Source organism: Bradyrhizobium sp. 172 (genome assembly GCF_023101065.1).
GTDB lineage: Bacteria > Pseudomonadota > Alphaproteobacteria > Rhizobiales > Xanthobacteraceae > Bradyrhizobium > Bradyrhizobium canariense_D.
The window spans coordinates 7,600,651-7,625,618 of the sequence record NZ_CP064701.1 but is presented as its reverse complement, the minus strand read 5'-3'; the positions used below and the strand labels follow the sequence as shown (position 1 = coordinate 7,625,618).

General features: G+C 64.5%; 24 protein-coding genes. 9 read left to right on the top strand and 15 right to left on the bottom strand.

Translation table 11 applies throughout. The annotated features are described in order from the left end of the window. Positions 1–33: 33 nt before the first annotated feature. Complete coding sequence (locus tag IVB07_RS36140; RefSeq protein ID WP_018460083.1) at positions 34–1,428, bottom strand: peptidoglycan-binding protein; 1,395 nt, start codon at positions 1,426–1,428, stop codon at positions 34–36. Positions 1,429–1,681: 253 nt separating this feature from the next. Between IVB07_RS36140 and IVB07_RS36135 the strand changes: the two genes are divergently transcribed. Next, positions 1,682–2,056: a hypothetical protein gene (locus IVB07_RS36135; protein WP_018460081.1), complete on the top strand. Its 375-nt coding sequence runs from the start codon at positions 1,682–1,684 to the stop codon at positions 2,054–2,056. A 163-nt stretch (positions 2,057–2,219) separates the two neighbouring features. Then, entirely contained in the window at positions 2,220–2,540 is a 321-nt protein-coding gene (locus tag IVB07_RS36130) for a glycine zipper domain-containing protein (RefSeq protein WP_026233940.1), read from the top strand. Here the strand turns inward: IVB07_RS36130 and radC are convergent. From radC to IVB07_RS36115, 3 genes are all read right to left on the bottom strand, one after another. Beyond that, complete coding sequence (gene radC / locus IVB07_RS36125) at positions 2,537–3,250, bottom strand: DNA repair protein RadC (protein WP_018460079.1); 714 nt, start codon at positions 3,248–3,250, stop codon at positions 2,537–2,539. The two genes, IVB07_RS36130 and radC, sit on opposite strands and share 4 nt — an antisense overlap. A gap of 101 nt (positions 3,251–3,351) precedes the next feature. After that, positions 3,352–4,170, bottom strand: a complete 819-nt coding sequence (map, locus tag IVB07_RS36120) for a type I methionyl aminopeptidase (RefSeq protein WP_018460078.1) — start codon at positions 4,168–4,170, stop codon at positions 3,352–3,354. Between the two features lie 121 nt (positions 4,171–4,291). Further along, positions 4,292–5,608 carry a mechanosensitive ion channel domain-containing protein gene (locus IVB07_RS36115; RefSeq protein WP_026233939.1) on the bottom strand — a complete coding sequence of 439 codons (1,317 nt, stop codon included), beginning with the start codon at positions 5,606–5,608 and terminating at the stop codon, positions 4,292–4,294. Between the two features lie 211 nt (positions 5,609–5,819). On the opposite strand from IVB07_RS36115, the gene IVB07_RS36110 reads away from it, so the two are divergent. Together IVB07_RS36110 and IVB07_RS36105 are read left to right on the top strand one after the other, a co-directional pair. Further along, positions 5,820–7,613 (top strand): potassium/proton antiporter, encoded by a 1,794-nt coding sequence (locus IVB07_RS36110; RefSeq protein ID WP_018460076.1) that lies wholly within the window; start codon positions 5,820–5,822, stop codon positions 7,611–7,613. 337 nt (positions 7,614–7,950) lie between these two features. Beyond that, entirely contained in the window at positions 7,951–8,211 is a 261-nt protein-coding gene (locus IVB07_RS36105; RefSeq protein WP_018460075.1) for a PepSY domain-containing protein, read from the top strand. Between the two features lie 258 nt (positions 8,212–8,469). Here the strand turns inward: IVB07_RS36105 and modC are convergent, their stop codons facing one another. The 4 genes from modC to mepA form a co-directional block, all read right to left on the bottom strand. Then, a complete protein-coding gene (modC, locus tag IVB07_RS36100; protein ID WP_018460074.1) occupies positions 8,470–9,132 on the bottom strand; it encodes a molybdenum ABC transporter ATP-binding protein in 663 nt (220 codons plus the stop codon). Between the two features lie 2 nt (positions 9,133–9,134). Beyond that, a complete protein-coding gene (gene modB / locus IVB07_RS36095) occupies positions 9,135–9,830 on the bottom strand; it encodes a molybdate ABC transporter permease subunit (protein ID WP_018460073.1) in 696 nt (231 codons plus the stop codon). A gap of 11 nt (positions 9,831–9,841) precedes the next feature. Further along, positions 9,842–10,624, bottom strand: coding sequence for a molybdate ABC transporter substrate-binding protein (modA, locus tag IVB07_RS36090; protein WP_018460072.1), 783 nt, complete (start codon positions 10,622–10,624; stop codon positions 9,842–9,844). A 221-nt stretch (positions 10,625–10,845) separates the two neighbouring features. Continuing rightward, positions 10,846–11,790, bottom strand: a complete 945-nt coding sequence (mepA, locus tag IVB07_RS36085) for a penicillin-insensitive murein endopeptidase (RefSeq protein WP_026233938.1) — start codon at positions 11,788–11,790, stop codon at positions 10,846–10,848. 459 nt (positions 11,791–12,249) lie between these two features. On the opposite strand from mepA, the gene IVB07_RS36080 reads away from it, so the two are divergent. Beyond that, the gene (locus IVB07_RS36080; protein WP_018460069.1) at positions 12,250–14,421 is read left to right on the top strand and encodes an EAL domain-containing protein; all 2,172 of its coding nucleotides are present in this window, start codon (positions 12,250–12,252) and stop codon (positions 14,419–14,421) included. Positions 14,422–14,474: 53 nt separating this feature from the next. Here IVB07_RS36080 and IVB07_RS36075 read toward each other — a convergent pair whose 3' ends face one another. Both IVB07_RS36075 and IVB07_RS36070 read right to left on the bottom strand, forming a co-directional pair. Next, positions 14,475–15,215, bottom strand: coding sequence for a hypothetical protein (locus IVB07_RS36075; RefSeq protein ID WP_018460068.1), 741 nt, complete (start codon positions 15,213–15,215; stop codon positions 14,475–14,477). A gap of 206 nt (positions 15,216–15,421) precedes the next feature. After that, on the bottom strand, positions 15,422–16,576 hold the full coding sequence (locus IVB07_RS36070; protein WP_026233937.1) for an acyl-CoA dehydrogenase family protein: 1,155 nt from the start codon (positions 16,574–16,576) through the stop codon (positions 15,422–15,424). A 277-nt stretch (positions 16,577–16,853) separates the two neighbouring features. On the opposite strand from IVB07_RS36070, the gene IVB07_RS36065 reads away from it, so the two are divergent. Continuing rightward, positions 16,854–18,233 carry a TAXI family TRAP transporter solute-binding subunit gene (locus IVB07_RS36065; protein ID WP_051113073.1) on the top strand — a complete coding sequence of 460 codons (1,380 nt, stop codon included), beginning with the start codon at positions 16,854–16,856 and terminating at the stop codon, positions 18,231–18,233. A 154-nt stretch (positions 18,234–18,387) separates the two neighbouring features. Here the strand turns inward: IVB07_RS36065 and IVB07_RS36060 are convergent, their stop codons facing one another. The 3 genes from IVB07_RS36060 to IVB07_RS36055 form a co-directional block, all read right to left on the bottom strand. Beyond that, entirely contained in the window at positions 18,388–19,497 is a 1,110-nt protein-coding gene (locus tag IVB07_RS36060) for an amidase family protein (protein ID WP_253075635.1), read from the bottom strand. Continuing rightward, on the bottom strand, positions 19,497–19,994 hold the full coding sequence (locus IVB07_RS40380; RefSeq protein WP_253075158.1) for an amidase family protein: 498 nt from the start codon (positions 19,992–19,994) through the stop codon (positions 19,497–19,499). The genes IVB07_RS36060 and IVB07_RS40380 overlap by 1 nt, the downstream gene beginning before the upstream one ends. A gap of 108 nt (positions 19,995–20,102) precedes the next feature. Then, positions 20,103–20,564, bottom strand: coding sequence for a GNAT family N-acetyltransferase (locus IVB07_RS36055; protein ID WP_018460065.1), 462 nt, complete (start codon positions 20,562–20,564; stop codon positions 20,103–20,105). 501 nt (positions 20,565–21,065) lie between these two features. Here IVB07_RS36055 and IVB07_RS36050 point away from each other — a divergent pair. Together IVB07_RS36050 and IVB07_RS36045 are read left to right on the top strand one after the other, a co-directional pair. Continuing rightward, entirely contained in the window at positions 21,066–21,239 is a 174-nt protein-coding gene (locus tag IVB07_RS36050; RefSeq protein WP_007604975.1) for a hypothetical protein, read from the top strand. 14 nt (positions 21,240–21,253) lie between these two features. Next, entirely contained in the window at positions 21,254–21,463 is a 210-nt protein-coding gene (locus IVB07_RS36045) for a hypothetical protein (protein ID WP_085352004.1), read from the top strand. 20 nt (positions 21,464–21,483) lie between these two features. Here the strand turns inward: IVB07_RS36045 and IVB07_RS36040 are convergent, their stop codons facing one another. Next, complete coding sequence (locus IVB07_RS36040; protein ID WP_245288562.1) at positions 21,484–21,807, bottom strand: response regulator; 324 nt, start codon at positions 21,805–21,807, stop codon at positions 21,484–21,486. A 181-nt stretch (positions 21,808–21,988) separates the two neighbouring features. On the opposite strand from IVB07_RS36040, the gene IVB07_RS36035 reads away from it, so the two are divergent. Next, complete coding sequence (locus IVB07_RS36035; RefSeq protein ID WP_018460062.1) at positions 21,989–22,762, top strand: SDR family NAD(P)-dependent oxidoreductase; 774 nt, start codon at positions 21,989–21,991, stop codon at positions 22,760–22,762. Positions 22,763–23,030: 268 nt separating this feature from the next. Here IVB07_RS36035 and lepA read toward each other — a convergent pair whose 3' ends face one another. After that, positions 23,031–24,842: a translation elongation factor 4 gene (lepA, locus tag IVB07_RS36030; protein WP_018460061.1), complete on the bottom strand. Its 1,812-nt coding sequence runs from the start codon at positions 24,840–24,842 to the stop codon at positions 23,031–23,033. Positions 24,843–24,968 lie beyond the last annotated feature (126 nt).

The following is a 24,968-nucleotide window of genomic DNA, read 5'->3' as shown; positions in this document are numbered from 1 at the left end:
CCATAGGCGGGCGTCTCGAAGGATGGTGGCAGGCTACGTCGTCGGCTTGGGCGGCGGCGCTGTGCCTTGGGCCCACTTCTCCATCTTGCCGAGCACGCCCCAGGCTGTGAGCGCCAGCGAGATCGGCATCGCGAACTGGCCGAGGCCCGGCACCGCCGACACGAGCGTCCCGAGCAACCCGGCAAGGCCTCCCGCATTGGGGCTCGCCGTCACCGACGACAGCAGCGCCGTGATCAGCGAGCCGCCGATGCCGAGCGCAGTCTTCTTGCCGTCGAGCATCTTGCCGATGGTCTCGCCGAGCGCGCCATTGACCTGGCCGAGGACGGGCTTGCCGTCCCGGTTGAGCAAGGTGCCGAGCAGGTCGACGACCTGCTTCAACTGGTCGACGGGAGCGGGGCTGGTTGGGGTGAGGGTGACTGGTCCTGGCATGGGGGCTGACTTGTTGACGAGGGAAAAGAGCCGTTCGAACAGGCTGATCGGATCATTGGTGGCGGGCAGCGTATTGCCCGATGTCGTCGTTGCCGGCGTCACACCGCCGACCGGCGGCCGCAGCAATTGCGCGAGGTCCTCCAGCCGCTTCATGATCCGGGAGACATCGCCGGTCGGTCCGGTGGGGCCCGACTGCGCCGCGCGCGTGAGGGCGCCGACGGTGGCGCCGTCGAGAAGTCCGGTATCTCTCAGGCCGTTCTGCTGCTGAAACTGCGAGACCGCGGCCCTGGTCTTCGGCCCGCTGATGCCGTCCTCCGCGAGCGGCGGATTGGCGCCGAGCTTGTTGAGCGCCTGCTGCATGAGGACGATCGTCGACGCCGCGTCGTCCTCCGGCTCGGCGCGGCTTGCGAATTGCGGGCTGCCGTCGAGGGTGATCGAGGAATCCAGCGACATCATCGCATGCAGGATCACCGCGGTGCCGAGCTGGGAATCGACGTGGTTCGAATCGAACACATGATCGCGGACGAATTTTCCGGCCCTTGCCTCGGGCGGGCCATACAGCGTCGAACCGCCATAGAGATAGGGCGAGTTGCAGCCCTTGGCGTGATAGCCGAAGCCGTTGAACGCTTCGAGCCGGAACAGAATCCGCGCGATCCCCCAGTCGTGAGCGCCGACAAAATTCTCGATTCTGAAGGCGTCCACGGCGCCGTCCACGAACGTGGCAAACGGACCGCGTCCTTTCGGAACGAGCGTCGTCGCGCGATGGAGCGTTTCCCCGTTGCCGAGATAGGTGTCGAAATCGAAATTGGATTCGCGGTAGTGGCAGAGGGCAGCGAAATACCAGGGCACGCCGGTCAACCGCTCGATCTGCTGATAGGTCGCCTTGCCGTTGATGGCTTTGCGCGCGATCGCGTTCGCGTCGGAGAGGCGCGAAGGCCGGATCTCGAGATTGGCCCAATTACGCTCGTATTCGCTTTTCAGACTCTCGAATGAAATCATTTTCCGCTCCCGCAATGAATGAGTTTTCGCAACTGCGCGTCAGTCGAAATGAACCAGGTGCCGTGATCAGGGCGTGAGGCCAGCGTGATCTCCTGCAAGTCTGGCAGGCCGCCGGGGCGCCGCGTGTGAAGTGGGTTACAACCTCGCCGGGAAAATGAGCGGCAGGACCGGGATCAGGGCGGCGGTCCGCGACGGAACCGGCAGGGCCGCTGCCCCGTTAGCGACGCGAGGCAGTCTGGCCAGGGAGTCCAACATGACCACGCGCGTCCTCGCGATCGGCATCGAACCCGGCAACGCGGACTACAGCGCATTCCCGCAGCTCACGCCGGAGCTCGTGCGCAACTATATCGATGCGCAGCTGCTGCGCCTGCGCGATCTCGGTTACGAGGTCACGAGTTGCCTGATCGATCTCGATGCCGCGGCGGAAGCCGCCGTCACGGTAGCGTTGCGCGAGGAGAATTTCGACTGCATCGTGATCGGCGCGGGGCTGCGCGAGCCTCGGGAGCGTCTGCTGCTGTTCGAGAAGGTGCTCAACCTCGTCCACCGCCTGGCGCCCGACGCCGCGATCTGCTTCAACACCACGCCAGCCGACACCGCCGAGGCCGTGCAGCGCTGGGTCGATGCATGAGATGAAGCGGCCGGCCCGTGCTGCGCATGCGCCATGGTCTGAGCCGCCTTCGATCCGAGCCTCCGACGCCATAGCGTGACGCGCCGGGTCCCGAAATGGTGATTTTTCTGGTCCGAATCCGGCTGCGGCGCTATGACTCGTCTGACCACAGGGGAGGGCGAGCATGCTTCGAGGTCTTCGCATTGGAAGTTTCGCTATCGCGGCATGTCTGGCGGTCGTGATCGCGATGCCGGCTCATGAGGCGGCGGCGCAGGACGCCATTGGCGGTGCCATCCTCGGTGGCGTCGGTGGAGCGATCGTGGGTGGCGCCATCGGCGGAGGCCGCGGCGCCGCCATCGGCGCCGTCGTCGGTGCCGGCACGGGCGCTGCGATCGCCTCCGAGGGCGAACGCCGCCGCTCCGGCTATTACGCCTATCAGCGCGGCTGCTACGCGCAGCGCCGGGACGGCTCCTATGTCCCGGTCGATCCGCGATATTGCTACTAGATCAGCCGCATCCCGCGCAAACTCGCATGCCCGCTCTTGCCGACGATGATGTGGTCGTGCACGGCGATGCCGAGCGGTTTTGCGATGTCGATGATCGCCTTGGTCATCTGGATGTCGGCCTGCGAGGGCGAGGGATCGCCTGAGGGGTGGTTGTGCACCAGGATCAGCGCGGTCGCGGACAATTCCAGCGCGCGCTTGATCACCTCTCGCGGATAGACCGGGGTGTGATCGACGGTGCCGGTCTGCTGCACCTCGTCGGCGATGAGCTGGTTGCGCTTGTCGAGGAACAGCAGGCGAAACTGCTCTTTGTCGGCGAACGCCATGCTGGTGCGGCAATAGTCGATCACTTCGTTCCAGGACGACAGCGCGTTGCGGCTGTTGACCCCGCCCTTGGCGACGCGATGCGCCGCCGCCGCGAGCAGCTTGAGCTGGTGGATCGCGGACTCGCCGACACCGTCTACCTCGCGCAGGCGCGCCACCGGCGCGTGCACGACCTCGGCGAACGAGCCAAAAATTTTGATCAGCGACTTCGCCAGCGGCTTGGTGTCACGCCGCGGCAGCGCCGAAAACAGTGCCATCTCCAGCAGCTCGTAGTCGCTGAGCGCGTCCGCACCCGCGCTGTAGAAGCGCTCGCGCAGCCGTTCGCGATGGCCGAGATAGTGCGGCGCTTCTTCGGGCTTGCTCTTGTCGTGGTCGGTCTTGGCGGGCATCGGCCGCCAGCATTGCCGCGGATAACCGTTTTTGCAACCGTCAATTGCGGCGGCAAATCCGTTTCACGCCAGCCGGCGAATGCGAACGTCAGCCGCCGGGATCACCCGATCTGCTTCTCGCCGTGCCGCTCCGACAGCGTGAAAATCTCGACGCCGGTGGCGGTGACGCCTACCGAATGCTCGAACTGCGCCGATAGCGAGCGGTCGCGAGTCACGGCGGTCCAGCCGTCGGAGAGGATCTTCACATGCGGCTTGCCGAGATTGATCATCGGCTCGATTGTGAAGAACATGCCGGGCTTGAGCTGCACGCCCTCGCCGGGCCGGCCGATATGGATGATGTTCGGCTCGTCGTGGAACATGCGCCCGAGGCCATGGCCGCAGAAATCGCGCACCACGCTCATGGCTTGCGGCTCGACGAAACTCTGGATGGCGTGGCCGATGTCGCCGGTGGTGGCGCCGGGCTTCACCGCGGCGATGCCGCGCATCATGGCCTCATAGGTCACCTCGATCAGCCGCTCCGCCTTGCGTGCGATCGGGCCGACTGCATACATCCGGCTGGAATCACCGTACCAGCCGTCGACGATGAAGGTGACGTCGATGTTGACGATGTCGCCCTCTTTCAGCGGACGGTCGCCGGGCATGCCGTGGCAGACCACGTGGTTGAGCGAGGTGCAGGTTGAATAGCGGTAGCCGCGATACATCAGCGTCGCCGGATAGGCATTGTTGCTGAACGCGAAGTCGCGGACGAACTGGTCGATGCGGTCGGTCGGAACGCCGGGCCCGACGATGTCGGTGAGCTCGTCGAGGCACTTCGCCACCAGCGCTCCCGCCTTGCGCATGCCGGCAAAGGCGCTTGGTCCATGCAGCTTGATCTGCCCGGTCTTGCGGAGCGAGGTATCGGTAGCTTCGACGTAGCTCATGCGGGCGCAATCTTCTGGGGTGGGCTCGATATCGGCGGAAAGGCTTGATTTCGCGCCCAATTTAATGATTGCGCGCCTTCATGCAAGTCAGGCCTGCCCTGCCTTGCGCCTGAAAGCGGGCCTAATTCGGGACTTCCATGATGGTTTCCACCGGCAGGGCGCCGCCGCGGACGCGGATTTCGCGAACCGGGTAGGGAACCCGGATGCCTTCGCGCTTGAAGGCGTCCCACAGCGCCAGCATCACGTCGCTCTTGACGTTGTCCATGCCGTCGGGGTCGGCAATCCAGAAGGTGAGCGAGAACTTCATCCCGGCTTCGGCGAACTCGGTCAGGATGGAATTCGGCGGCTTGCCCTTCTGCGCGCGCGGGTGAGCGGCCGCGGTCTCGGCGGCGAGCTTGCAGACCAGCCGCGGGTCGGCGTCGTAATTGGTGCCGAAGGCGATCTTCACCAGCGTGTTCTTGTCGGTGTAGGTCCAGTTGACGACCTTCTGCGTCACCAGATCCTCGTTCGGCACCAGGAATTCGCGGCCATCGCCGGCGGCGACGGAAATATAGCGCGTCTTCATCGCGCTGATCCGCCCGGTGTTGTCGCCGATGGTGACGAGATCACCGGGCTTCACCGATTTGTCGGCGAGCAGGATGATCCCCGAGATGAAATTGGCGACGATCTTCTGCAGGCCGATACCGATGCCAACGCCGACCGCGCCGGAGAACACCGCGAGCGCCGAGAGATCGATGCCGACCGTGCCGAGCGCGATCACGATCGCGACCGCAAGCAGGCCGATGCGGATGATCTTGACCAGCAGCACCTGCACCGATGGCGTCAGATCTGTGGTCGAGTTGATCCGGCTCTCGGCGAAATTGCTGGCGATGTTGGTGAGCCAGAGCGCGATGAGCAGCAGCGCACCCGCCTTGATCACGAGCAACGGCGTCAGCCGCAGGCCGCCGAGCACGATGGCGAAAGAGTCGAGCAGGTCGACCGTCGCATCGAGCTGGCCGAGGATCGAGAGCGCCGCGACGAACCAGGCCGTGATCGACACCAGCTTGACGATGAAGGCGTTGCGCAGCACCGAGGTCAAGAGCCGGATCGCGAGCCAGGCCAGCCCCAGCTTGGCGGCGACCATCAGGAGATAGCTGCGGCTCGGCCAGGTCGCGTGGTACATGACCACGCGGGAGACGATCACGAGCAGGGTGAAAACCGCCGTCGAGGCGCTGGAGACCATCACCCGGACGAAGTGCCGGAGCGGCAGCGGCCAGCGCATCGCCAGCGAGGTCATGTCGACGCGGCTGCGAACGGCGGCTTCCGCGGCATAGGCGATGCCGGCCGCGGCCAGAATGAGCCCGAATTGCAGGTAGAACCAGGGCGAGGAGATTTCCGCCCCGACGCTGCGCGCGGTGGTCTGCACGAACTCCATGAAGTCTTTGAGGTCCATGTCTATCGGTCTCGTCGGGGAGCGGGCGGGAGGCGTTGATTCGAGCGCGCCGGAGAATCCCACAAAGGGCGCGGCCGGACCACCGATACACCGCCAAGTGAAGTGCGTTAAGGCCGCAAAATGCGGGCAGATTGCCGCGAGCGGGAGAAAATGGGTTGGCGTGGGAGTCCGCCGACGATAAGGATGCAATTCCAGCGATTTCGTACCCGGAAGGTGGATGGCTTCCCTCGACAGTGTCAGCCTCGCCATATTGCTCGGTGCCGTCCTGGTGTTGGCCGGGATCCTGTCAAGCCTGCTTGCGCTGCGCTTCGGCGCGCCCCTTCTGCTCGTCTTCCTCGCGATCGGCATGCTCGCGGGCGATTCCGGTCCCGGACAGCTGCAGTTCGACGACGTCCGAACCACCTATCTGGTCGGCTCGGTCGCGCTCGCCCTGATTCTGTTCGACGGCGGCTTGCGGACCCGCTTTGCCAGCATCCGCACCGTGCTCGCGCCTTCCATGGTGCTCGCGACCGTCGGCGTGCTGCTGACCTCGCTGATCACGGCGCCGTTCGCGAAATATGCGCTCGACCTCAACTGGACGGAGTCGCTGCTGGTCGGCGCCGTGGTGGCCTCGACTGACGCGGCCGCAGTGTTCCTGCTGGTGCATACCCAGGGCCTGCGCCTGCGCCCGCGCGTCGGCGCGACGCTGGAGGTGGAATCCGGCACCAACGATCCCTTCGCGATCTTCCTGACCCTGATGCTGGTCGAGTACATCTCGCTGGGAACAGGCACGGCCGCGCATGTGCTGATGGAGTTCGCCCAGGAGGCCGTGCTGGGCGCCGTCGTCGGGGTGATCGGCGGGCGTCTGGTCGTCATCGCGCTCAATAAGGTCGCGCTGCCGCAGGGCCTCCATGCGCCGTTTGTCACCACCGCCGCGCTCGTCATCTTCGGCGGCTCGCAGATCATGCATGCCTCAGGCTTCCTCGCGGTCTATCTCGCCGGGATCATCATCGGCAACCGCCCGACCCGCGCGCATAATTCGGTGGTGGCCTTCCTGGACGCCGCGACCTGGCTGGCGCAGATCGTGATGTTCGTCCTGCTCGGCCTGCTGGTCTCGCCGAGCCGGCTCGGCGGCAGCGTGCTGCCGGCGGTCGGGATCGCATTCGTCCTGATGCTGCTGGCGCGGCCGATCGCCGTGTTCGTCTGCCTGGCGCCGTTCCGCTTCAACTGGCGCGAAAAGATCTTCATCGCCTGGACCGGCCTGCGCGGCGCGGTCGCGATCTTCCTGGCCTCGATCCCGATGCTGGTCGGGCTGTCGAAGGCCTATCTCTATTTCGACGTCGCCTTCGTCGTCGTCATCATCTCGCTCCTCCTGCAAGGCTGGACCCTGGGGCCGGCCGCGCGCAAGCTGCACGTGGCGCTGCCGCGCGCCGAACGCGGCCCGCGCCGTGTCGAATTGGACTTGCCCGGCCAGCTCGAGCAGCAGCTCGTCGGCTATCCGGTGCGGTCCAAGAGCCTGTATTTTCGCCGCGGCCTGATCCCGTCCTGGTCGAAGCCGACGCTGGTGATCCGCAAGGAGAACATTTTGACGCCGGCGGAAGCCGAGCCGATCGCGCCCGGCGATTACATCTATCTGCTGGCGCCGCCGGAAAAGGCCGAATCGCTTGACCGCTTCTTCGTCGACATGCAGCCGAGCTCAGCGCCGGACCCGCATCTGCTGGGCGACTTCATGGTCTCCGGCGAGCACACGCTCGCCGAGCTCGCGGAGATCTACGGCGTGGAGGTCGGCGAGGACGAGCGCGGGCACACGCTCGCTGATTATTTCGACGTCCATCTCGACCGCGCGCCGAAAGAGGGCGCGGAGCTCGTGCTGGATCCGATCGTGCTCGTGGCGCGCTCCATCTCCGGTGGCCGAGTCAACGTCGTCGGCCTGCGCCTGCCGGAAGACGAGGAAACGCCCGCGCCGCTGACGCGCAGGCAGGTCCTGCGGCGCAAGCTGGCGGATCTGTGGAGCTCGGTGGCTGGGGTTTAACGCCACATCCGCGTTGGCGGTCATTGATGAAGCGCACGTCTGCTTCTTCGTCGTCCTGGCCTAGTGCGCAATTGCGCACAGGCGCCAGGACCCATACCCACCGTCAGCTGTTTTGCGAAGGCTGGTGGTGACGATCTGGCCCACCCACTCTCCTCTCTGGGGTAATGGGTCCTGGCTTTCGCCGGACGACGGCGGAGAGCGATGGCGACAACGCTGGAACCGCCCCCAAATCGCCGCAACCGCCGAAGATTTGCGCGTCTTCGTGACCGCTGCTCCCGGAACGCTCCGCGATGCCGCTCGTTCTTAGCGGCGTAAACGCATCCGACAGGAGTAATCCATGCGAAAGCTCATCTTGCCGGCCATCGTCGCGATCGGGCTCGGATCGGCCGCGCCCGCGATGGCCTATGACACCGGCGATCAGATCTCGATGCAGGTCGCGCTCGACGTCGCCACCGACATCGGCGTCATGACCGTCTCGCACACCGAGTTCCTCGGCGACGAATGGCAGATCGAAGGCCGTGATCGCGCCGGCCGCTGGATGGAGGTCGATGTGGACGCGCGAACGGGTGAGGTGCGCAACGTCGATCGCGGCTGGTAGTGGCGGGTCTCGGTAGCGGTGTCGGCGAGGATCACTCGGCCGGCACCGCCACCATCCAATGCAGCGCGATCGCCGCTCGCGGTACGATCCATTACCCCGGGGAGTAGTTTTGCGAACACCGGCAGTTACGTTTTCTTCGCTGGTACGCACACCACCTGCCGCTGATAGATCACGCGGTATGGGTCCTGGCTTTCGCCAGGACGACGGCGGAGGGTGGGCCGGCGGCTTGCCTCATCCGTTGCCTGCTCAACGGACCCCTCACGTCAGCACCTTCACCCCGCCGAACGACGTCACGCGGCCCTGCTTCAGCATCACGATCTGCGTCGCGAGCTGGCGCAGCTCGGCGACGTCGTGGCTGACATAGACCATGGGGACGTTGGCCTCATCGCGCAGCCGCACCAGATAGGGCAGGATCTCCAGCTTGCGGCCCTCGTCGAGCGCGCCGAGCGGCTCGTCGAGCAGCAGCAGGCGCGGCCGCGACAGCAGCGCGCGACCGAGCGCGACGCGCTGGCGCTCGCCGCCGGAGAGCTTTCCGGGGCGGCGACCCTGCAGCGCGCCGATGTCGAGCAGCTCGATGACGCGCTTGTGCTGCGCCGGATCGGGCGCGAGGTGGTTCATCCGCCTGCCATAGTCGAGATTTTGCGCGACGTTGAGATGCGGAAACAGCCGCGCATCCTGGAACACATAGCCGATGCGGCGGCGCCAGGTCGGCACATGAATGCCGGCCGCGCTGTCGTCGACCGTCTCGCCGTCGATCACGATGGTGCCGCGGTCGGGCCGCAGCAGCCCCGCGATCATGTTGACCAGCGAGGTCTTGCCGGCGCCCGACGCTCCGAACAGTCCGATGACGCGGCCTTCGCTCGCGAAGGACGCGGACAGCGAGAACTCGCCGAGCTGCTTTTCGATGTCGACGCGCAGCATGGTCAATTCCCGTGCAGGCGCGCGGTGGCGCGGCGGGCGAACCATTCGGCCGCGATCAGCGCGCCGAGCGCCAGCACGATCGAGACGATCACGAGCCGTCCCGCGGCGGCGTCGCCGTCCGGGGTCTGGATCAGCGAATAGATCGCGGACGAAATCGTCTGGGTCTCTCCGGGAATGTTGGAGACGAAGGTGATGGTCGCGCCGAACTCGCCGATCGCCTTGGCAAAGCCAAGCACCATGCCGGCGAGCACGCCGGGCAGCGCCAAGGGCAGCGTCACCGTGAAGAACACTTTGAAAGGAGTGGCGCCGAGGGTCTCGGAGGCCTGCTCGAGCCGGCGGTCGATCGCCTCGATCGACAACCGCATCGGGCGCACCAGCAGCGGAAACGCCATCAGGCCGCAGGCAAGCGCGGCACCGGTCCAGCGGAAGGCGAATACGATGCCGAGATGGTCCGCCAGGAAAGCGCCGACGAGTCCGCGGCGGCCGAAAGTGAGCAGCAGCAGATAACCCGTGACGACCGGCGGCAGCACCAGCGGGAGATGCACCAGCGCATCGAGCACCGACTTGCCCCAGAAATCACGCCGCGCGAGCAGCCATGCCAGCGCAATGCCGAACGGCGTTGCCACCAGCGTCGCGATCACGGCAACCCTGAGCGAGAGCAGGATCGCGGTCCATTCGGCGGGAGAGATGTCGAGCATCAAATCGCAAATTAAGTAGAGGGGCTGATCAGGAACTTGAAACCGTATTTTTCGAGAATGGTCTTGGCGGCGGTCGAGCGCAGGAAGGCGAGATAGTCGCTTGTGTCGCCCTTTGCCGTCGCGGTCGCAGCGACGGGATAGATGATCGGCGGATGCGAATCCGCCGGGAAGGTGCCGACGATCTTCACGCCGGGCTCGACCTTGGCATCGGTGGAATAGACGATGCCGAGGTTGGCCTCGCCACGCGCGACCAGCGTCAGCGCGGCACGCACGCTCTCGGCCATCGCGAATTTCGGCTCCGCCGCCTGCCAGGCGCCCAGGCTCGTCAGCGCCGCCTTGGCATATTTCCCGACTGGTACGGACTTGACGTCGCCGGTCGCGATCCTGCCGTCGCCGGCGAGTTTTGCGAGGTCGAACCCCTGCCCGATGGGGACGTTGTCGAGCCTGGAATCCTTCGGCGCAATCAGCACGATGCTGTTGCCGAGCAGATTGACCCGGGTCGGCTCGTTGATAGTCTTCTTGGAGATCGCGTAATCCATCCAGTCGGTGTCGGCGGAGACGAATACATCGGCCGGCGCGCCCTGCTCGATCTGCCTGGCGAGCACGGAGCTTGCGGCATAGCTGACGATGAATTTGACGCCGGTCCTGGCGGTGTAGGCGGCGTCGACCTCGTCGAGCGCGTTCTTCATCGAGGCGGCCGCGAACACGGTGATGGTCTTGTCCTCGGCTCCAGCAGGCGAAAGGCCCGCGGCCAGAAGGAATAAAGCTGAAAAAAGCACGGAAAGGCGGGACATCGGCAGCGCTCCATGCGCGCGCTCAGGGCACGCAAGGCGGCGCGCGCAAGACGGCGTGGGTTGAATGAGGCTTGCGACCGGCGGAAGCGCTGTTCCGGCAGGCCCGACGGACTTACGGTCCGGCAAGCGATCGCTGGGTCATCATAACAGGGTGGCGGAACAGGTCAAAGGCGACGGTTCGCATAGCGCCAACCAGGAATTCGTCATCCTGGCGGAGAGTTTTACGGCTTCGCATTGCCCGCGTGCAGCACGGCCTTGCACGCCGCCGGCATCTGCGCCAGCGTCATCGGCGGTTTCGGCTTCGGGGGCTCCGGCGGGGGTTTGGGGTGCAGCACGCCGTCGCTGAACCAATAGGCGAGATCGGAGGGCTTGCAGCCTTCGTCCTCGGATTGCGACGGCTGGCCCTCGCAGTCGCTCGCGCCCGCCGGGCAGTGCATGCGGATGTGGAAGTGATAGTCGTGGCCCCACCACGGCCGGATCTTCGACAGCCAGGAACGGTCGCCCTTGGCCTCGCGGCACAGCGCCTTCTTGATCGCGGCATTGACGAAGATGCGCTGCACCGCCGGCTCCTGCGCCGCGTCGCGCAGCACCAGCACATGGCCCGGCGTGAACACCTTCGGATCGATGTCGAGCCGGTCCGGGCGCACCATCATCACCGCCGACATGTCCTCGCGCTCCTCGCGCGATAAGCGATGGTCAGGCATCGGCGTCAGCCAGATGTCGGCATCGAGGCCGATCTGGTGGCTGGCATGGCCGGACAGCGCCGGCCCGCCGCGCGGCTGGGCGATGTCGCCGACCAGGATGCCCGGCCATCCCGCGTCCTTGTGCGCTCTTGCCGCAAGCCGCTTGATCAGCGCGATCATCGCGGGGTGACCATAGCTGCGGTTGCGCGACAGCCGCATCACCTGCCAATTGTCGCCGTTGAGCGGCATCTGCTCGGCGCCGCCGATGCAGCCCTTCACATAGGAGCCGATGACGTGCGCCGGTCCCTTCGACGGCAGCAGCTTTCGCGCGAACAGCTCCTTGGCGCCGATAGTGGGATCGTTTGGATTGGCGAGCGGCGGCAGCGGCTTTGGGTTGACGCTGCCCTTGTCCTGGGCCAGCGCGTCGCCGGCGGCCAGGAGCGTCATGACGAGCAGGAGAGGGGCGAGGCGGCGGGGACTCATGTTGACATTCTTATAACCCAACACAGCGTCAGGGTTAAGGAACAGTCCTTCCGCTGAAATATCGTCTCGAAGTCGTAGTTCCCGGTGCGTCGGCCGGCCGGTTTTTAACAATGCGATAACCCTCTCATGCATTGACCAAAATTCGTGCGTGGGACGCGTACTCACCCCCTTCTGCATGCAAGCGCGCGGGATCCCGGAAATGATTCAAGGCAGCGCGCAATTTTGCGCCATCTCGTTCTCCGATGACGACAATGCGATGCGCTTGGAGCGCCCATCGGCACGGCCGCGCCTTGCAAACGGGCAATGAGGGCTGTTTTGTCGAGACTGCCAGACCGTGCGTCCCATCGCCATGCCACCCAGGATTACCTTTTTTTCAGACACTTGCCCCAAGAGTTGCGGGGCTGGGTGCGACTGGGACGAGTGAAGTTGAGTTTGGGGTTTCGAAAGCCGAAAAAGCGAATGGGCAGCGTGCTCGGCGGCCTGCACCCGCGCAAGCCGCGCTTTGCGCGCCCCCCTCATCTTCCGTCCGAACGCGACGAAGTTCTGCGCAGCCGTGCCGAGGCTGAGGCCGCGATCGCGGAAGCGCGCAAATCCCATGAGCGCCTGCGCCAGGCCATCGAGATCCTGCCGCAAGGCATCGTGTTTCTCGACGCCGAGGGCCGCTACGTCCTCTGGAACAAGCAATACGCGGAGATCTACAGCAAGACCGCCGATCTGTTCGAGGAAGGCGCGCGCCTCGAGGACACGCTGCGCATCGGCGTCGCCCGCGGCGACTATCCCGAGGCTGCCGGCCATGAGGAAGAATGGATCGCCGAGCGGCTGCAAAGGCTCTATCAGCCCGGCGCGCGCCACGAACAGAAGCTGGCGGACGGCCGCGTCATCCTGATCGACGAGCGGCTGACCGACGACGGCGGCGTCGTCGGCCTGCGCGTCGACATCACCGAGCTGAAGCAGCGCGAGGCCTCGTTTCGCCTGCTGTTCGACGGCAATCCCGTCCCAATGATCGTCTGCGCGCTGGACGATGAGCGCATCCTCGGCGTCAACGATGCCGCGGTCGCCCATTACGGTTACAGCCGCGCCGAGTTCGAGCGGCTGACGATCCGTTCCCTTCAGGCTTTCGACAGTGAGCCGCCCTGGACCGCCGATGCGGCCGGCGAGGAGCAGGCCGGACGCACCTGGAAGCACGTCAGGGCCGACGGCGCCCTGATCGACCTTGCGATCTATTCGCGCGAACTGATCTATGCCGAGCGGCCCGCGGTGCTGCTCGCGCTGATGGACATCACCGAGCGCAAGCGCGCCGAGGCGCGGCTCGCCTTCATGGCCCAGCATGACGGGCTGACCGGTCTGCCAAACCGCAATCTGCTGCGCCAGCAGGTCGACGAGATGCTGCTGCATACGAGGCGCAGCACCGACAAGGTCGCCCTGCTGATGCTGGGGCTCGACAATTTCAAGGCGGTCAACGACACGCTGGGACACGCGGTCGGCGACAAGCTGCTGCGTGGCGTCGCCAAGCGGCTGCGTTCGACCTTGCGCGAGAACGACGCGCTGGCGCGGCTGAACTCGGACGAGTTCGCCATCGTGCAGAGCGGCCTGACGCGTCCCGAGGATGCGGTGCTGCTGGCCAAGCGCCTGCTCGAAGCCATCGCCGATCCCTATCTGCTCGACGGCCATTCCGTGGTGGTCGGTGCCTCCATCGGCATCGCGATGGCGCCGGGCGACGGCGACGATTCCGAAAAGCTGCTCAAGAGCGCCGACATGGCGCTGTCGCGCGCCAAGCTGGATGCGCGCGGATCGTTCGCGTTCTTCGAGGCGGCGCTCGATGCGAAAGCGCAGACCCGCCGCAAGATCGAGGTCGAGCTGCGCGACGCCATTCAGAACGACGTGCTGCGGCCGTACTATCAGCCGCTGATCGACCTCCAGAGCGGCCGCATCACCGGCTTCGAGGCGCTGGTGCGCTGGCCGCATGCCGAGCGCGGCATGGTCTCGCCGGCCGAGTTCATTCCGGTCGCGGAAGAAACCGGGCTGATCAATCCGCTCGGCGGCCTGATGCTGCGCCGGGCCTGTCACGATGCCGCGACCTGGCCGGACGACGTCCGCGTCGCCGTCAACCTGTCGCCGCTCCAGTTCCGCAGCGGCAATCTGCTTTCGGTGGTGACGGATGCGCTGAAGCATTCCGGCCTGCCGCCGCGGCGGCTCGAACTCGAGATCACGGAGACGCTGCTGCTGGAGAAAAGCGCCCAGGTGCTGGCGACGCTGCACGCGCTGCGCGCGCTCGGCGTGCGCATCTCAATGGACGATTTCGGCACCGGCTATTCCAGCCTGAGCTATCTGCGCAGCTTCCCGTTCGACAAGATCAAGATCGACCAGTCCTTCGTGCGCGATCTCGGCGCCAATCGCGAGGCACAGGCGATCATTCGCTCGATCGTCAGCCTCGGCAAAGGCCTCGGCGTCACCATCACCGCCGAAGGCGTCGAGACCGAAGCCGAGCTGAGCTGCCTCCGCACTGAGGGCTGCGACGAAGGCCAGGGCTTTCTGTTCAGCAAGGCCCGGCCGAATGCGCAGATCATCAGCCTGCTCGCCGCGCAGCGCGGCATCGACGGCGTAGGCGAGGACGCCGCGCTGGTGGCCTAGGGTTAAGGTGCTGACCTGTTGTCTTGCGTCTCGAGATGCACAAACCCGGAAATTCAGTGGCCGACAAGTGTTACGGCCTCGGCAGGAGCGGTTTCATGGGACCGCACGAATACAAAACGGGATGCCGCGGGGATCTGTGCGTCGGCGCTGCCATCCTGGCCGATGAGGATAAGTCCCGCGCCGCCATTGGCTACATTCAAGATGACGGGGGCGCCCTGCCAGGTCCTGATTGGCTCCATTCCGATGATGAGAAACTCACCGATCGGCTGGTCGAAATATTGAAGCCTCAGTTGTGGTCCGACTTCTGCAGCCGCCAGGCCGAAACCCAATTGTTTGGCGCGCGCGTAGATGTCTGCCAGCAACGCAGTGTCGGTCCGAAAGCCCAGTTCGGCTGCCGACACCGTGAAAAGCTCTACGCTCGTTGTCGTGGCGCTCACGGTAAACGTCGGCCGCGCGAGAATTTCGCCGGCCGAGTTTCCGATGCCACAACCTGCCGCATCCAAAGCGTTACTGAGGGCGAAGAAGTTTGCAAACGTCCCGATCCTGATCGTCTTCCACGCAGGGACATCGACGGCGGATTTGATTGGGATTTGCGGCCCAGACGGCGCTTGCTTGAGCTTCAGGTGATTCCGCAGGACGTCTCGCGCCGAGCATTGAGCCACGGCCTCGCTCGCAAACAGGAAAGTGCATGCGATGCAGAGGATGGCGATAATGAGAATGCCACCATGGTGCCATCCCGGCGAACGCCCCTGAATGGCATGGCAACTGACTTTCCTGCCAGCTGTTCGGCCCATAACGGACGTCTCTTGCGCAAATCCAGCGCGCTAAGAAGAATTCGGAATCATCACTTCCATGTGGTCGGCGCGGTTACAGCGGAAAAGCTGTCGTTCCTATAGCTATGGAAATTAGTCGGAGAAAATTCACGAAGGTTCAGCGACGAAGACGCCGGAGGGCAACTCAATATAGGTCAGCGTGCGTGCACTTTCGTAACTGCTCGACGTCAGCGGTCCCCTGAAAGGATCATCTTACCGACATCCTCGTAATGCGTGTCGCGCGCCTGGATCTGCTGAGCGATGGCGTGCATGTCGCGAAAGCGGCGCTCGAACGGATTGCTGCGGAATACGGCGGTCGCGCCGGCCATGTGATAGGCGGTGTCGACCACTTTGGCCGATTGGTGGATGGTCCAGGTCGCGGCGAGGCGAACCGAGCCCCGATGTGCCGCGCTGAATTCGCCGGTCGTACAGAGATCGCGCCACATCGCACTTGCCGTCGCATAGAGATAGGCGCGCGCGGCCCGCAGGTCGCCCTCGGTGCGGCCGATCAGGCCCTGGACCGCCTGGTTGTCGCGCATGGCGCTTGCCGCCAGCGACTGATGCTTGCCGCGCGCCAGCGCGATCGCGGCATCCAGCGTGGCGCGCGCCACGCCGAGCGACACCGCGGCAAAGCCGAGGCTGAACGTCGAGCCGGTGCCGATCCTGTAAAGAGGACCCTGCTCGCGTAGCGCGGACGGCACGTCACGAAACGCGGTGAAGCGCTCGGGGATGAACAGGTCGGCGACCTCGTAGGAATCGGTGCCGGTGCCGGCGAGCCCGATCGCCTGCCAGACGTCGTGCAGCACGCCGCTCGCGACCGGAAACAGGATGGTGCGCACCTCCGCCGAGCCGTCGGCATTTTTCCGCGGCGCGCCGTCGGCTCCGACGATGCGGACATGCGCGCCGAGCCAGCTCGCCTGCCGCGAGCCGGAGGCAAAATCCCAGCGCGCCGTGACGCGATAGCCGCCTTCGACCGCCCGCGCCTCATGCGCGATCGCGCCCCAGGCGAGGATGCCCGGCGCCGTGTTGAAGATCTCCTGCGCGGTGTCGTGGTCGAGCGAGGCCGCGATCATGGCGCAGACCGTGCATTGGCCGAGGCACCAGGCGGTGGAGGCATCCGCTTTCGCGATCTCCTCCAGCATCTGCATGAAGGCTTCCGGCGGCGCTTCGGCGCCACCAAGGTTCTGCGGCAGCAGCGCGCGATAGAGCCCGTTCTCGATCAGCGCGCCGACGACGGGATCGGTCAGTCGCCGCGTCCGCTCGATCTCGTCGGCTTCGCGCGCGATCAGCGGCGCAATAGCCCGTGCCCGCTCGACGAGGCCAAATCCGGAAGTTGCGTTCATGCGCGTTTCCTCGCCCATTCTACCGTGAGCGGTCAATCGCACGATGGTGATCTATTTGGCGAGGGGGATCAAGTTGGTGTGGCGTCAATCCGGCCATCGCCACGTGAAGTGCGGAATCAGAGATGATCGCGCAAGCTCGAAAGGCTCACGCCGGGCCAAGAAACTATTGGGGCTGCTCCGACATTATCGTTTTCCAGAAGAGCATGATACTGTTCCGAAACAGGCAGCGATTTTGGCCTCCAACCGGCAGCGGCAAATGTCCTCGTCTGATGCTCCGATGAAACGCAGTGACGCAGCCCGCAGAGGGCGGAGACAGACGAAGACCCTATTGCTGATTTTAGCCATCGGATTTCTCGTTTTCGGTGCCGCTGCGGGCACGTTGTATTACGCGCTGCGGCCGATAACGCTTCGGATTGCCGTCGGACCGCCGGGAAGCAACGATCACAAGGTGATCGAGGCGATGACCGAGGCCTTTGCCAACGAAAGCAGGACGGTGAGGTTGTCTCCGATCGCGACCGCCGGAGCGGCCGAAGCTCTCGCTCTGCTCGGTGCCGGCAAGGCCGACCTTGCGGTCGGTCGCGGCGATCTGGAAATGCCGGCCGACGCGCAAACAGTCGTCATCTTGCGCAAGAACTTCGTCGTGCTGTGGTCTTCTTCGGGACCGGCGGGCAAGGGCTCCAAGCGAAAGCCGGCGCCCAAAATCAAGGAGGTCGCCGATCTCGCAGGGCGCAGGGTGGGGGTGATCGGCGCGACCCCGGCGAACGCCGCGTTGCTGAGAGTCATCCTGAGCGCCGCCGGTGTGGAGCCGGACAAGGTCACGGTCACTCAATTCGGCACTGGCCAGCTCGAGGAGCTGGCGCGTGACCCGAGCCTCGACGCCTTCATGGCTGTCGGTCCGCTCGACAGCAAGATAACTGCCGACGCCGTCGCCGCGACCGCCCGGGCGCGTGGCGAGCCGAAATTTCTCGCGATCGACGCATCGGAAGCCATCGCCCTGAAGCATCCGCGTTATGAATCGGAGGAAATTCCGCCAAGCATTTTCAATGCGAATCCAGCCTGGCCCGATGACAAGGTGGAGACCGTCAGTGTCAGCCATTTGATCGTCGCCCGGAAAGCCTTGTCCGAAACGACAGTGTCAGCGTTTTACCGCCAGCAATTTGCCCTCCGGCAGGCGATTGCCAGGCAGGTGCCTGGCGCTGCGCAAATCACCAAGCCGGACACCGAGAAGGAAGCCGAGCTGCCGGTTCATCGGGGAGCGGCGGCCGTGATCGACGGGACCGAGCGCACCTTCCTCGACAGATATGGCGACTACTTCTGGTTTGCGCTCCTGCTTCTCTCCGGCATTGGCTCGGCCGGCGCCTGGCTGCGTCAATATCTGAATCGGGATGAACGCGACGAGAACACTGGCCATCGCAACAGAATTCTGGCGCTGGTTTCCAAGGTGCGCACCGCGGAATTCGACCACGAGCTATTGGCCATGCAGCAGGAGGTCGACGCCATCATCGTCGAAACACTTGGCTGCTACGATGACGGCGCCATCGAGGAAGAGGAGCTGGCAGCCTTCGGCCTGGTGCTCGAACTGTTCGATCATGCGCTCAGCGAGAGGCGCGCAGCGTTGCAAACCCCTCCTTCGAACGTGCTCGCCGCGCGGCGGTAGCGATACCGGCTTTGGTATCCGGAAGTTGCGTTCATGCGCGTTTCCTCGCCCATTCTTGGTGTGAGCGGTAAGGAGGCAATCGTGGTCTATCCGGCGGGGAGGATCAAGCTGGTCCTAGCGTCGGTCTCGCCAGCTCGCGCTGACACGGGCGACATCACAGCTCGGGCAGACCCGACGGCGGCCTGCGTGCGTTGGCTGCTTGCTCGAAGGCATACGCCAGACGCAGCAGCTTGTGCTCGCTCCAGGCGCGCCCTGCGAAAGTGACGCCGAGCGGATAGTCGGGCGTGTCTTTGCCGTCGTCTGTCCCCGAGACGAATCCGCCGGGCACCATGACGCTGGGATAACCTGCCTTGGCGGCGATTGCGGCGCCATAGGCGCCGGGGAATAGCACCGCGTCGAGCTCGTGCTGGTTCATATAGGCGTCCATGCCGCGCGTCCTGGCGGAGAGCAGGTCCATGGCACGTGCGGACTTGTACTCGGGCTCGCTCAGATCGCCCCTGGTCAAGTCAGCGGCGAGGAAGTGGTCCTGTCCGAAACGCAGCGCATTGTCGGCGTTTGCTGCGTTGAAGGCCACGATGTCGGCCATGGTCTTGATGTCAGTGTTGGTCGCCCAATCCCTCAGGTAGAGATTGAGATCGTGCTTCAGCTCGTACAGAAAGACGACCGGCGGCCTTGCGACCGTGCCTTTGTGGGCGCTGAGCGGATTGCGGTTGAGCACAGCCATGGTCGTGCCCGGCCCACCGATCCAGCCAAGTGTGGGCATGCTGGCGCGCACGATGACGGCGCCGAGATCCTCCAGCACCTTGATCACCTCAGCCATCAGCTTGGCCGACTTCGCCGGCAGCTTGCCGTAATAGCAATCGTTCAGCGGGTCAGCGGGGTCGCTCGGCACGCCGATGCGCGCGCCCTTCATCGCGTCGGCGACGAGGCCGGCGGTGTAGTCGGCCGGCCGCCGCTGCTCTTGCGTCGCTGGGTCGAGCGGGTCCTTGGCAGCCAGCACATTCAGCAACATCGCGGCATCGCGCACCGTGCGCGTCATCGGACCGGCGGTGTCCTGGCTGTGCGCAAGCGGCAGGATGCCGGCGCGGCTGATCAGCCCGACGCTCGCTTTCACGGTGACGAGGCCGTTCAGGCTGGCGGGGTGCAGCAGCGAGCCCGAGGTTTCGGTACCGATCGAGGCCGCGCACAGTCCGGCCGCCACCGCGACCGCCGAACCCGAGCTTGAGCCCCCTGGGGTCAGAACCGGGATGCCGTGCTCGTCCATCAGCCCTGGTGCGTAGGGGTTCTTACCTGCCCGCCCAGCGATGAATAGCCCGAGGGCATGTCGATCGCGAGCATGTTGGCGAACTCCGTCAGGTTCGCCTTGCCCAGGATCACCGCGCCGGCGCTCCGCAGCAGCTTGACGATGGTGGCATCATCCCTGGCGCGCGCGCCCTCCAGCGCCAGCGAGCCCGCCGTGGTCGGCTGTTCGTCTCCGGTCGCGATATTGTCCTTGAGTAGGATAGGGACGCCCGCCAGCGGCCGCTGGGCCGACGGCCTCGTGCCGGCGAGCGCATCGGGATTGAGTGCACGGACCGAGTTGAGCTTAGGCCCGTCGCGGTCATAGGCCGCGATGCGCGCGAGATAGAATTCCGCCAGCGCTCTCGCGGTGATCCGTCTGCCGGCCAAGGCATCGATGACGTCGCTCATGGGCGCGTGCGCGAGCATCTGCATGGTCGACGCCGGCGGCTCAGTCAGGCCAGCTCTAGGAAGCTCGGACATTTGCCTTTCCTTGCTCCATTCCATCGCGAGTGCGAGAGGCACTATCGTGGCGGATTTGGCGGGGAGGATCAATGAGGGGCGATGGGTTTCGCAAGCGCCAAGCCCATCTTACGAACTGCCATCGAGCAATCGCTCCATGACGATCGTGCGTTCGTCACCATGATAGCTGTCGCGCGCCGCCCTGAATCCAAGGCCGGCGTAGAAGGTTTCAGCGGTGATTGAGGAAGAAAGGGTCAGCGAAGGGATGTTGCGCTCGCGTGCGGTACGCTCGATCTCGGCCATCAGCAGCTTGCCGATGCCGCGGGCCTGAACGTGTGGAGCGACGAAGACAGTGCGGACGACGGACCCGTCGAGGCTCGCGGTCCCGACGATGCGGCTGCGGATGGTAGCGACAAAAACGGTGCGTTGCCCAATGAGCTGCCGCACAGCGTCCGGACTGAAGCCGCGCACGATCCTTTCGATGACCTCGTTCGGATAATCCTTCGCGTTGGTTTCCCGCAGTGCACGCACGATGACCGCGCTGATATGAGCGGCGTCATCTTCAAGTGCAGGACGGATTGTGCATTCCATGGGCCACTCCAGTTCGCGGCGTGAAAAGCACAAAGACCGCTCGCTATTGCAGTCCCAGACCGCTGCAGTACCACGCCATGTCTTCGTGTCTCCAGCCGCACTTGACGCCTGATTCCTTGCATTCATTGTAGGTCTTGAAGTTAGCTCCGTTTCGGCAGCCTGACGGATAGCTCCCAAAGCCGCCACCCGAGGTGGAACATGCGACCGAACTGGCCGCCGTGGTCGGGGCGACAGTGGCTTTGGGTGCTGCGTTCGCTGATGTGATCGACAAAATCAGCAAGCCCCCTAACGCAAGAACCGACGCTTTCATTGCATTCTCCTGATGGAACGATGCGTATACTATCTCAGGATGCATTATAGCTGGAGGCGCAACCTGAATGAAAGAGACCCGCGCTGCGGCCGCCCTCTGGTTTTCCATTCAACACCAAACCGGACAGCGTTGGTTCCTCTGAAGGAACGGTCAGGAGCTCAAGGCGTTTGAGGTAGCGAAAGGACACTTGCATGACCGAGAAATTCGATCCGGCACCGCCGGACAAGAACGCGGAAGATCTCAAGCGTGGCATCCGACGCGACAAGGCCAGGGACGACGAGCTGGACAAGGGCTTGAAGGACAGTTTCCCGGCGTCGGACCCGGTGAGCAGCACCCAGGCGTCCAAGGCAACACCGGACGCATGAAGGAGGGATAGACTATGGGCCTCGCAGCCTATGATATTGTTGGCAGGGACGGTGCCTGGCACGTCGACCACGATGGCGAAATCCGGAACACTTACCAGACCAAGGAAGCCGCTTTCGAGGCGGCTGTGGCCGCGGCATCGCTCGCCATGCGGCAGGGTCATTCCGTCCGGCTAACGGTGCCGGAGAGCGAGAACACCGTCGGCGCAGAAAATTCGGGCGGATGACCTTCGAGAGCATCCTGGTTCTACACGGCCGCCAGCAAATGGGCGGGCGCAAACGGCTTGCGCAAAAAGGTCGTGTTGGGCGGCAGCGGCGCCATCACCGTCCCGGACATCAGCACGATGTTGAGCCCCGGATGAGCACTGCGAGCGTATTCTGCGAGCTCAAGCCCGGTCATTCTCCCTGCGAGGTTGTGATCGGTGATGAGCGCCCGCAGCTCCGTGCCCGTCGAGGCCACGATAAGCTCCGCGGCTTCCGCAGTGGCGCACTCGACGACTTCGAACCCTTCGTCCTTGAGAAGGTCGGACAGAACTTCGCGCTGGAGTGAGTCGTCCTCGACCAGCAGCATGACGAAATTCGACATGCGGTCATTCCCAACTTATCGGATGTTAATGCGCATCCCGGAAGATTGTTCGGTTGTGATGTCTTCGTTCGGCGCTCCTTGCGCCACGGCATGATCAGTCGAACATGTTGCATTCTCCTTGAGGTTTCGACGCAGGCGCCGAAGCGGGGGTCGAACAGGAGCGGCAATGGCAATCGTCTTCATCACCGGCAGCACGGACGGTCTGGGCCGCGCAGCTGCCCAGTCTCTGCTCGAACAGGGCCACCAGGTCGTCCTGCACGCACGATCAGCGGAACGTGCGACCGCAATCTCCGAGCTTGAATCGCATTCCGCACGGGTCGTGATCGGCGATCTCAAGAGCGCCGCCCAGACGAGACACGTGGCAGATCAGGTCAACGCAATCGGACGAATGGACGCGGTCATCCACAACGCCGGGGTCTATACCGAGCGCAGCCGCGGCCCGACGCCCGAAGGCCACGCCACCACCCTGGCAATCAACACGCTCGCGCCCTATTTGCTCACCGCCCTGATGAAGCGCCCCGATCGGCTGGTGTATCTCAGCAGCGGACTACATCGCGGCGGAGAGGGATCGTTGAGCGATCTCGACTGGACGAGGCGAACCTGGGATCCGGCCAAGGCGTACGCGGAGAGCAAACTGCACATGGTCGCACTGGCCTTTGCCTTGGCGCGGCGTTGGCCGCAGGTGCTGAGCAACGCCGTCGATCCCGGCTGGGCGCGCACCAAAATGGGCGGTGCCGGAGCGCCGGTCGGCGTGGCCACCGGACAACGGACGCAGACCTGGCTCGCTGTGAGCGATGATCCCGCCGCCCTGGTCAGCGGTCGTTACTGGCATGACCTCCGGCAACAAGAGCCGGCGCACGAAGCAGTTGATCCCGATTTTCAGGAGCGGCTTCTGGACAGGCTGGGCGAGTTGACGGGAGTGATGCTTCCACCGGCGTAGAAGCAATTCGCCTGAAGCCCACATCTTCCCAAAGCGTCGGGAGGCCGATGCTGCCTCTCATGCGCACGGCATTGCCACGTGCTGCATGATGCCATCATGCCCCTGTTTTGCCCGACGAGTCAAACGAAATTCTGAAAATCAAAAGTTCAATCCGAACAAGCCCGTCGCTACTGTGCATGGGGTTGTTTTCGCGTTTTTTTGTTTTCGGTCCCGAAAAGCGCGGACCGGACCTGTCTCGCCGCGCTCGCGGCGGCCTAAAGCCGTCGCCTCAGCTGTCCACCTTCAACGCGGCGATGAAGGCTTCCTGCGGGATGTCGACCTTGCCGAACTGCCGCATCTTCTTCTTGCCTTCCTTCTGCTTCTCCAGAAGTTTGCGCTTACGCGTGATGTCGCCGCCGTAGCACTTTGCGGTGACGTCCTTGCGCAGCGCGCGCACCGTCTCTCGCGCGATCACCTTGCCGCCGATCGCCGCCTGGATCGGGATCTGGAACATGTGCGGCGGGATCAAATCCTTCATCTTCTCAACCATGGCGCGGCCGCGCCCCTCGGCGCGGGTGCGATGCACCAGCATCGAGAGTGCGTCGACCGGCTCGTTGTTGACCAGGATCTGCATCTTGACCAGATCGGCCGGCTTGTAGTCGGTGAGATGATAGTCGAACGAGGCGTAGCCCTTGGAGACCGACTTCAGGCGGTCGTAGAAGTCGAACACGACCTCGTTGAGCGGCAGATCGTATTTCACCATGGCGCGGGAGCCGACATAGGTCAGCTCCTTCTGCGAGCCGCGGCGGTCCTGGCACAGCTTCAGCACGCTGCCGAGATATTCGTCGGGGGTGAGGATCGTGGCCTCGATCCAGGGCTCCTGGATCTCCGCGATCTTGACCACATCAGGCATGTCGACGGGATTGTGAATCGAGATTTCCTGTCCGTCGGTCAGGCTCATCTTGTAGATCACGCTCGGCGCGGTCGCGATCAGGTTGAGATCGAATTCGCGCGACAGACGCTCCTGGATGATCTCCAGGTGCAACAGCCCGAGGAAGCCGCAGCGGAAGCCGAAGCCGAGTGCGGCCGAGGTCTCCATCTCGTAGGAGAAGCTGGCATCGTTGAGGCGCAGCTTGCCCATCGCCGCGCGCAAGGTCTCGAAGTCGTCGGCGTCGGCGGGGAACAGGCCGCAGAACACCACGGGAATGGCCGGCTTGAAGCCCGCCAGCATCTCGGTGACCGGCTTCTTGTCGTCGGTGATGGTATCGCCGACACGGGTGTCGGCCACTTCCTTGATCGCGGCGGTGATGAAGCCGATCTCGCCGGGGCCGAGCTCGTCGACCTGCGTCATCTTCGGGGTAAAGAAGCCGACGCGCTCGATGTCATAGGCCGCGCCCGTGCCCATCATACGGACCCGGCTGCCCTTCTTCATGACGCCGTCGACGACGCGGATCAGCACCACCACGCCGAGATAGACGTCGTACCAGCTGTCGACGAGCAACGCCTTCAGCGTCGCTTCGCGATCACCCTTCGGCGGCGGCAGGCGGGTGACGATCGCTTCCAGCACATCGGGCACGCCGAGGCCGGTCTTGGCCGAGATCATCACGGACTCGGAGGCGTCGATGCCGATGACGTCCTCGATCTGCTGCTTGACCTTCTCCGGCTCTGCGGCGGGAAGGTCGACCTTGTTCAGGACCGGAACGATCTCATGCCCCGCATCGAGCGCGTGGTAGACGTTGGCGAGCGTCTGTGCCTCCACGCCCTGGCTGGCGTCGACCACCAGCAGGGAACCCTCGCAGGCCGCCAGCGACCGCGACACTTCGTAGGCGAAGTCGACATGGCCGGGCGTGTCCATCAGGTTGAAGATGTAATCCTTGCCGTCCTTGGCGCGGTAGGCGAGGCGCACTGTCTGCGCCTTGATGGTGATGCCGCGCTCGCGCTCGATATCCATGGAATCGAGCACCTGCTCCTTGCCCGCCATTTCCCGGTCGGTGAGGCCGCCGGTCATCTGGATCAGGCGGTCGGCCAGCGTCGATTTGCCATGGTCGATATGGGCGACGATGGAGAAATTGCGGATGTTGGAAATGGGGACGGTCGTCATGGGCGCGGGATACCACTCACACCCCCGTGCGGCAACCATATTGCTGTAATTTCAGGGCCTTTGTTCACGCCAAGCTGATTCCACGAAGGCCCGAAACGCGCTACGCAACGCCTGATGTCCAGGCCC

Coding starts and splice junctions, on each gene's coding strand:
- IVB07_RS40380 (WP_253075158.1), bottom strand. CDS start 19,994: ATGTCCGAGCTTCCTAGAGCTGGCCTGACTGAGCCGCCGGCGTCGACC.
- IVB07_RS36135 (WP_018460081.1), top strand. CDS start 1,682: ATGACCACGCGCGTCCTCGCGATCGGCATCGAACCCGGCAACGCGGAC.
- IVB07_RS36105 (WP_018460075.1), top strand. CDS start 7,951: ATGCGAAAGCTCATCTTGCCGGCCATCGTCGCGATCGGGCTCGGATCG.
- lepA (WP_018460061.1), bottom strand. CDS start 24,842: ATGACGACCGTCCCCATTTCCAACATCCGCAATTTCTCCATCGTCGCC.
- IVB07_RS36035 (WP_018460062.1), top strand. CDS start 21,989: ATGGCAATCGTCTTCATCACCGGCAGCACGGACGGTCTGGGCCGCGCA.
- IVB07_RS36065 (WP_051113073.1), top strand. CDS start 16,854: ATGAAACGCAGTGACGCAGCCCGCAGAGGGCGGAGACAGACGAAGACC.
- IVB07_RS36130 (WP_026233940.1), top strand. CDS start 2,220: ATGCTTCGAGGTCTTCGCATTGGAAGTTTCGCTATCGCGGCATGTCTG.
- IVB07_RS36045 (WP_085352004.1), top strand. CDS start 21,254: ATGGGCCTCGCAGCCTATGATATTGTTGGCAGGGACGGTGCCTGGCAC.
- modB (WP_018460073.1), bottom strand. CDS start 9,830: ATGCTCGACATCTCTCCCGCCGAATGGACCGCGATCCTGCTCTCGCTC.
- IVB07_RS36075 (WP_018460068.1), bottom strand. CDS start 15,215: ATGGGCCGAACAGCTGGCAGGAAAGTCAGTTGCCATGCCATTCAGGGG.
- IVB07_RS36050 (WP_007604975.1), top strand. CDS start 21,066: ATGACCGAGAAATTCGATCCGGCACCGCCGGACAAGAACGCGGAAGAT.
- IVB07_RS36040 (WP_245288562.1), bottom strand. CDS start 21,807: ATGCTGCTGGTCGAGGACGACTCACTCCAGCGCGAAGTTCTGTCCGAC.
- IVB07_RS36110 (WP_018460076.1), top strand. CDS start 5,820: ATGGCTTCCCTCGACAGTGTCAGCCTCGCCATATTGCTCGGTGCCGTC.
- radC (WP_018460079.1), bottom strand. CDS start 3,250: ATGCCCGCCAAGACCGACCACGACAAGAGCAAGCCCGAAGAAGCGCCG.
- IVB07_RS36080 (WP_018460069.1), top strand. CDS start 12,250: ATGGGCAGCGTGCTCGGCGGCCTGCACCCGCGCAAGCCGCGCTTTGCG.
- IVB07_RS36140 (WP_018460083.1), bottom strand. CDS start 1,428: ATGATTTCATTCGAGAGTCTGAAAAGCGAATACGAGCGTAATTGGGCC.
- IVB07_RS36070 (WP_026233937.1), bottom strand. CDS start 16,576: ATGAACGCAACTTCCGGATTTGGCCTCGTCGAGCGGGCACGGGCTATT.
- modC (WP_018460074.1), bottom strand. CDS start 9,132: ATGCTGCGCGTCGACATCGAAAAGCAGCTCGGCGAGTTCTCGCTGTCC.
- modA (WP_018460072.1), bottom strand. CDS start 10,624: ATGTCCCGCCTTTCCGTGCTTTTTTCAGCTTTATTCCTTCTGGCCGCG.
- mepA (WP_026233938.1), bottom strand. CDS start 11,790: ATGAGTCCCCGCCGCCTCGCCCCTCTCCTGCTCGTCATGACGCTCCTG.
- IVB07_RS36060 (WP_253075635.1), bottom strand. CDS start 19,497: ATGGACGAGCACGGCATCCCGGTTCTGACCCCAGGGGGCTCAAGCTCG.
- map (WP_018460078.1), bottom strand. CDS start 4,170: ATGAGCTACGTCGAAGCTACCGATACCTCGCTCCGCAAGACCGGGCAG.
- IVB07_RS36055 (WP_018460065.1), bottom strand. CDS start 20,564: ATGGAATGCACAATCCGTCCTGCACTTGAAGATGACGCCGCTCATATC.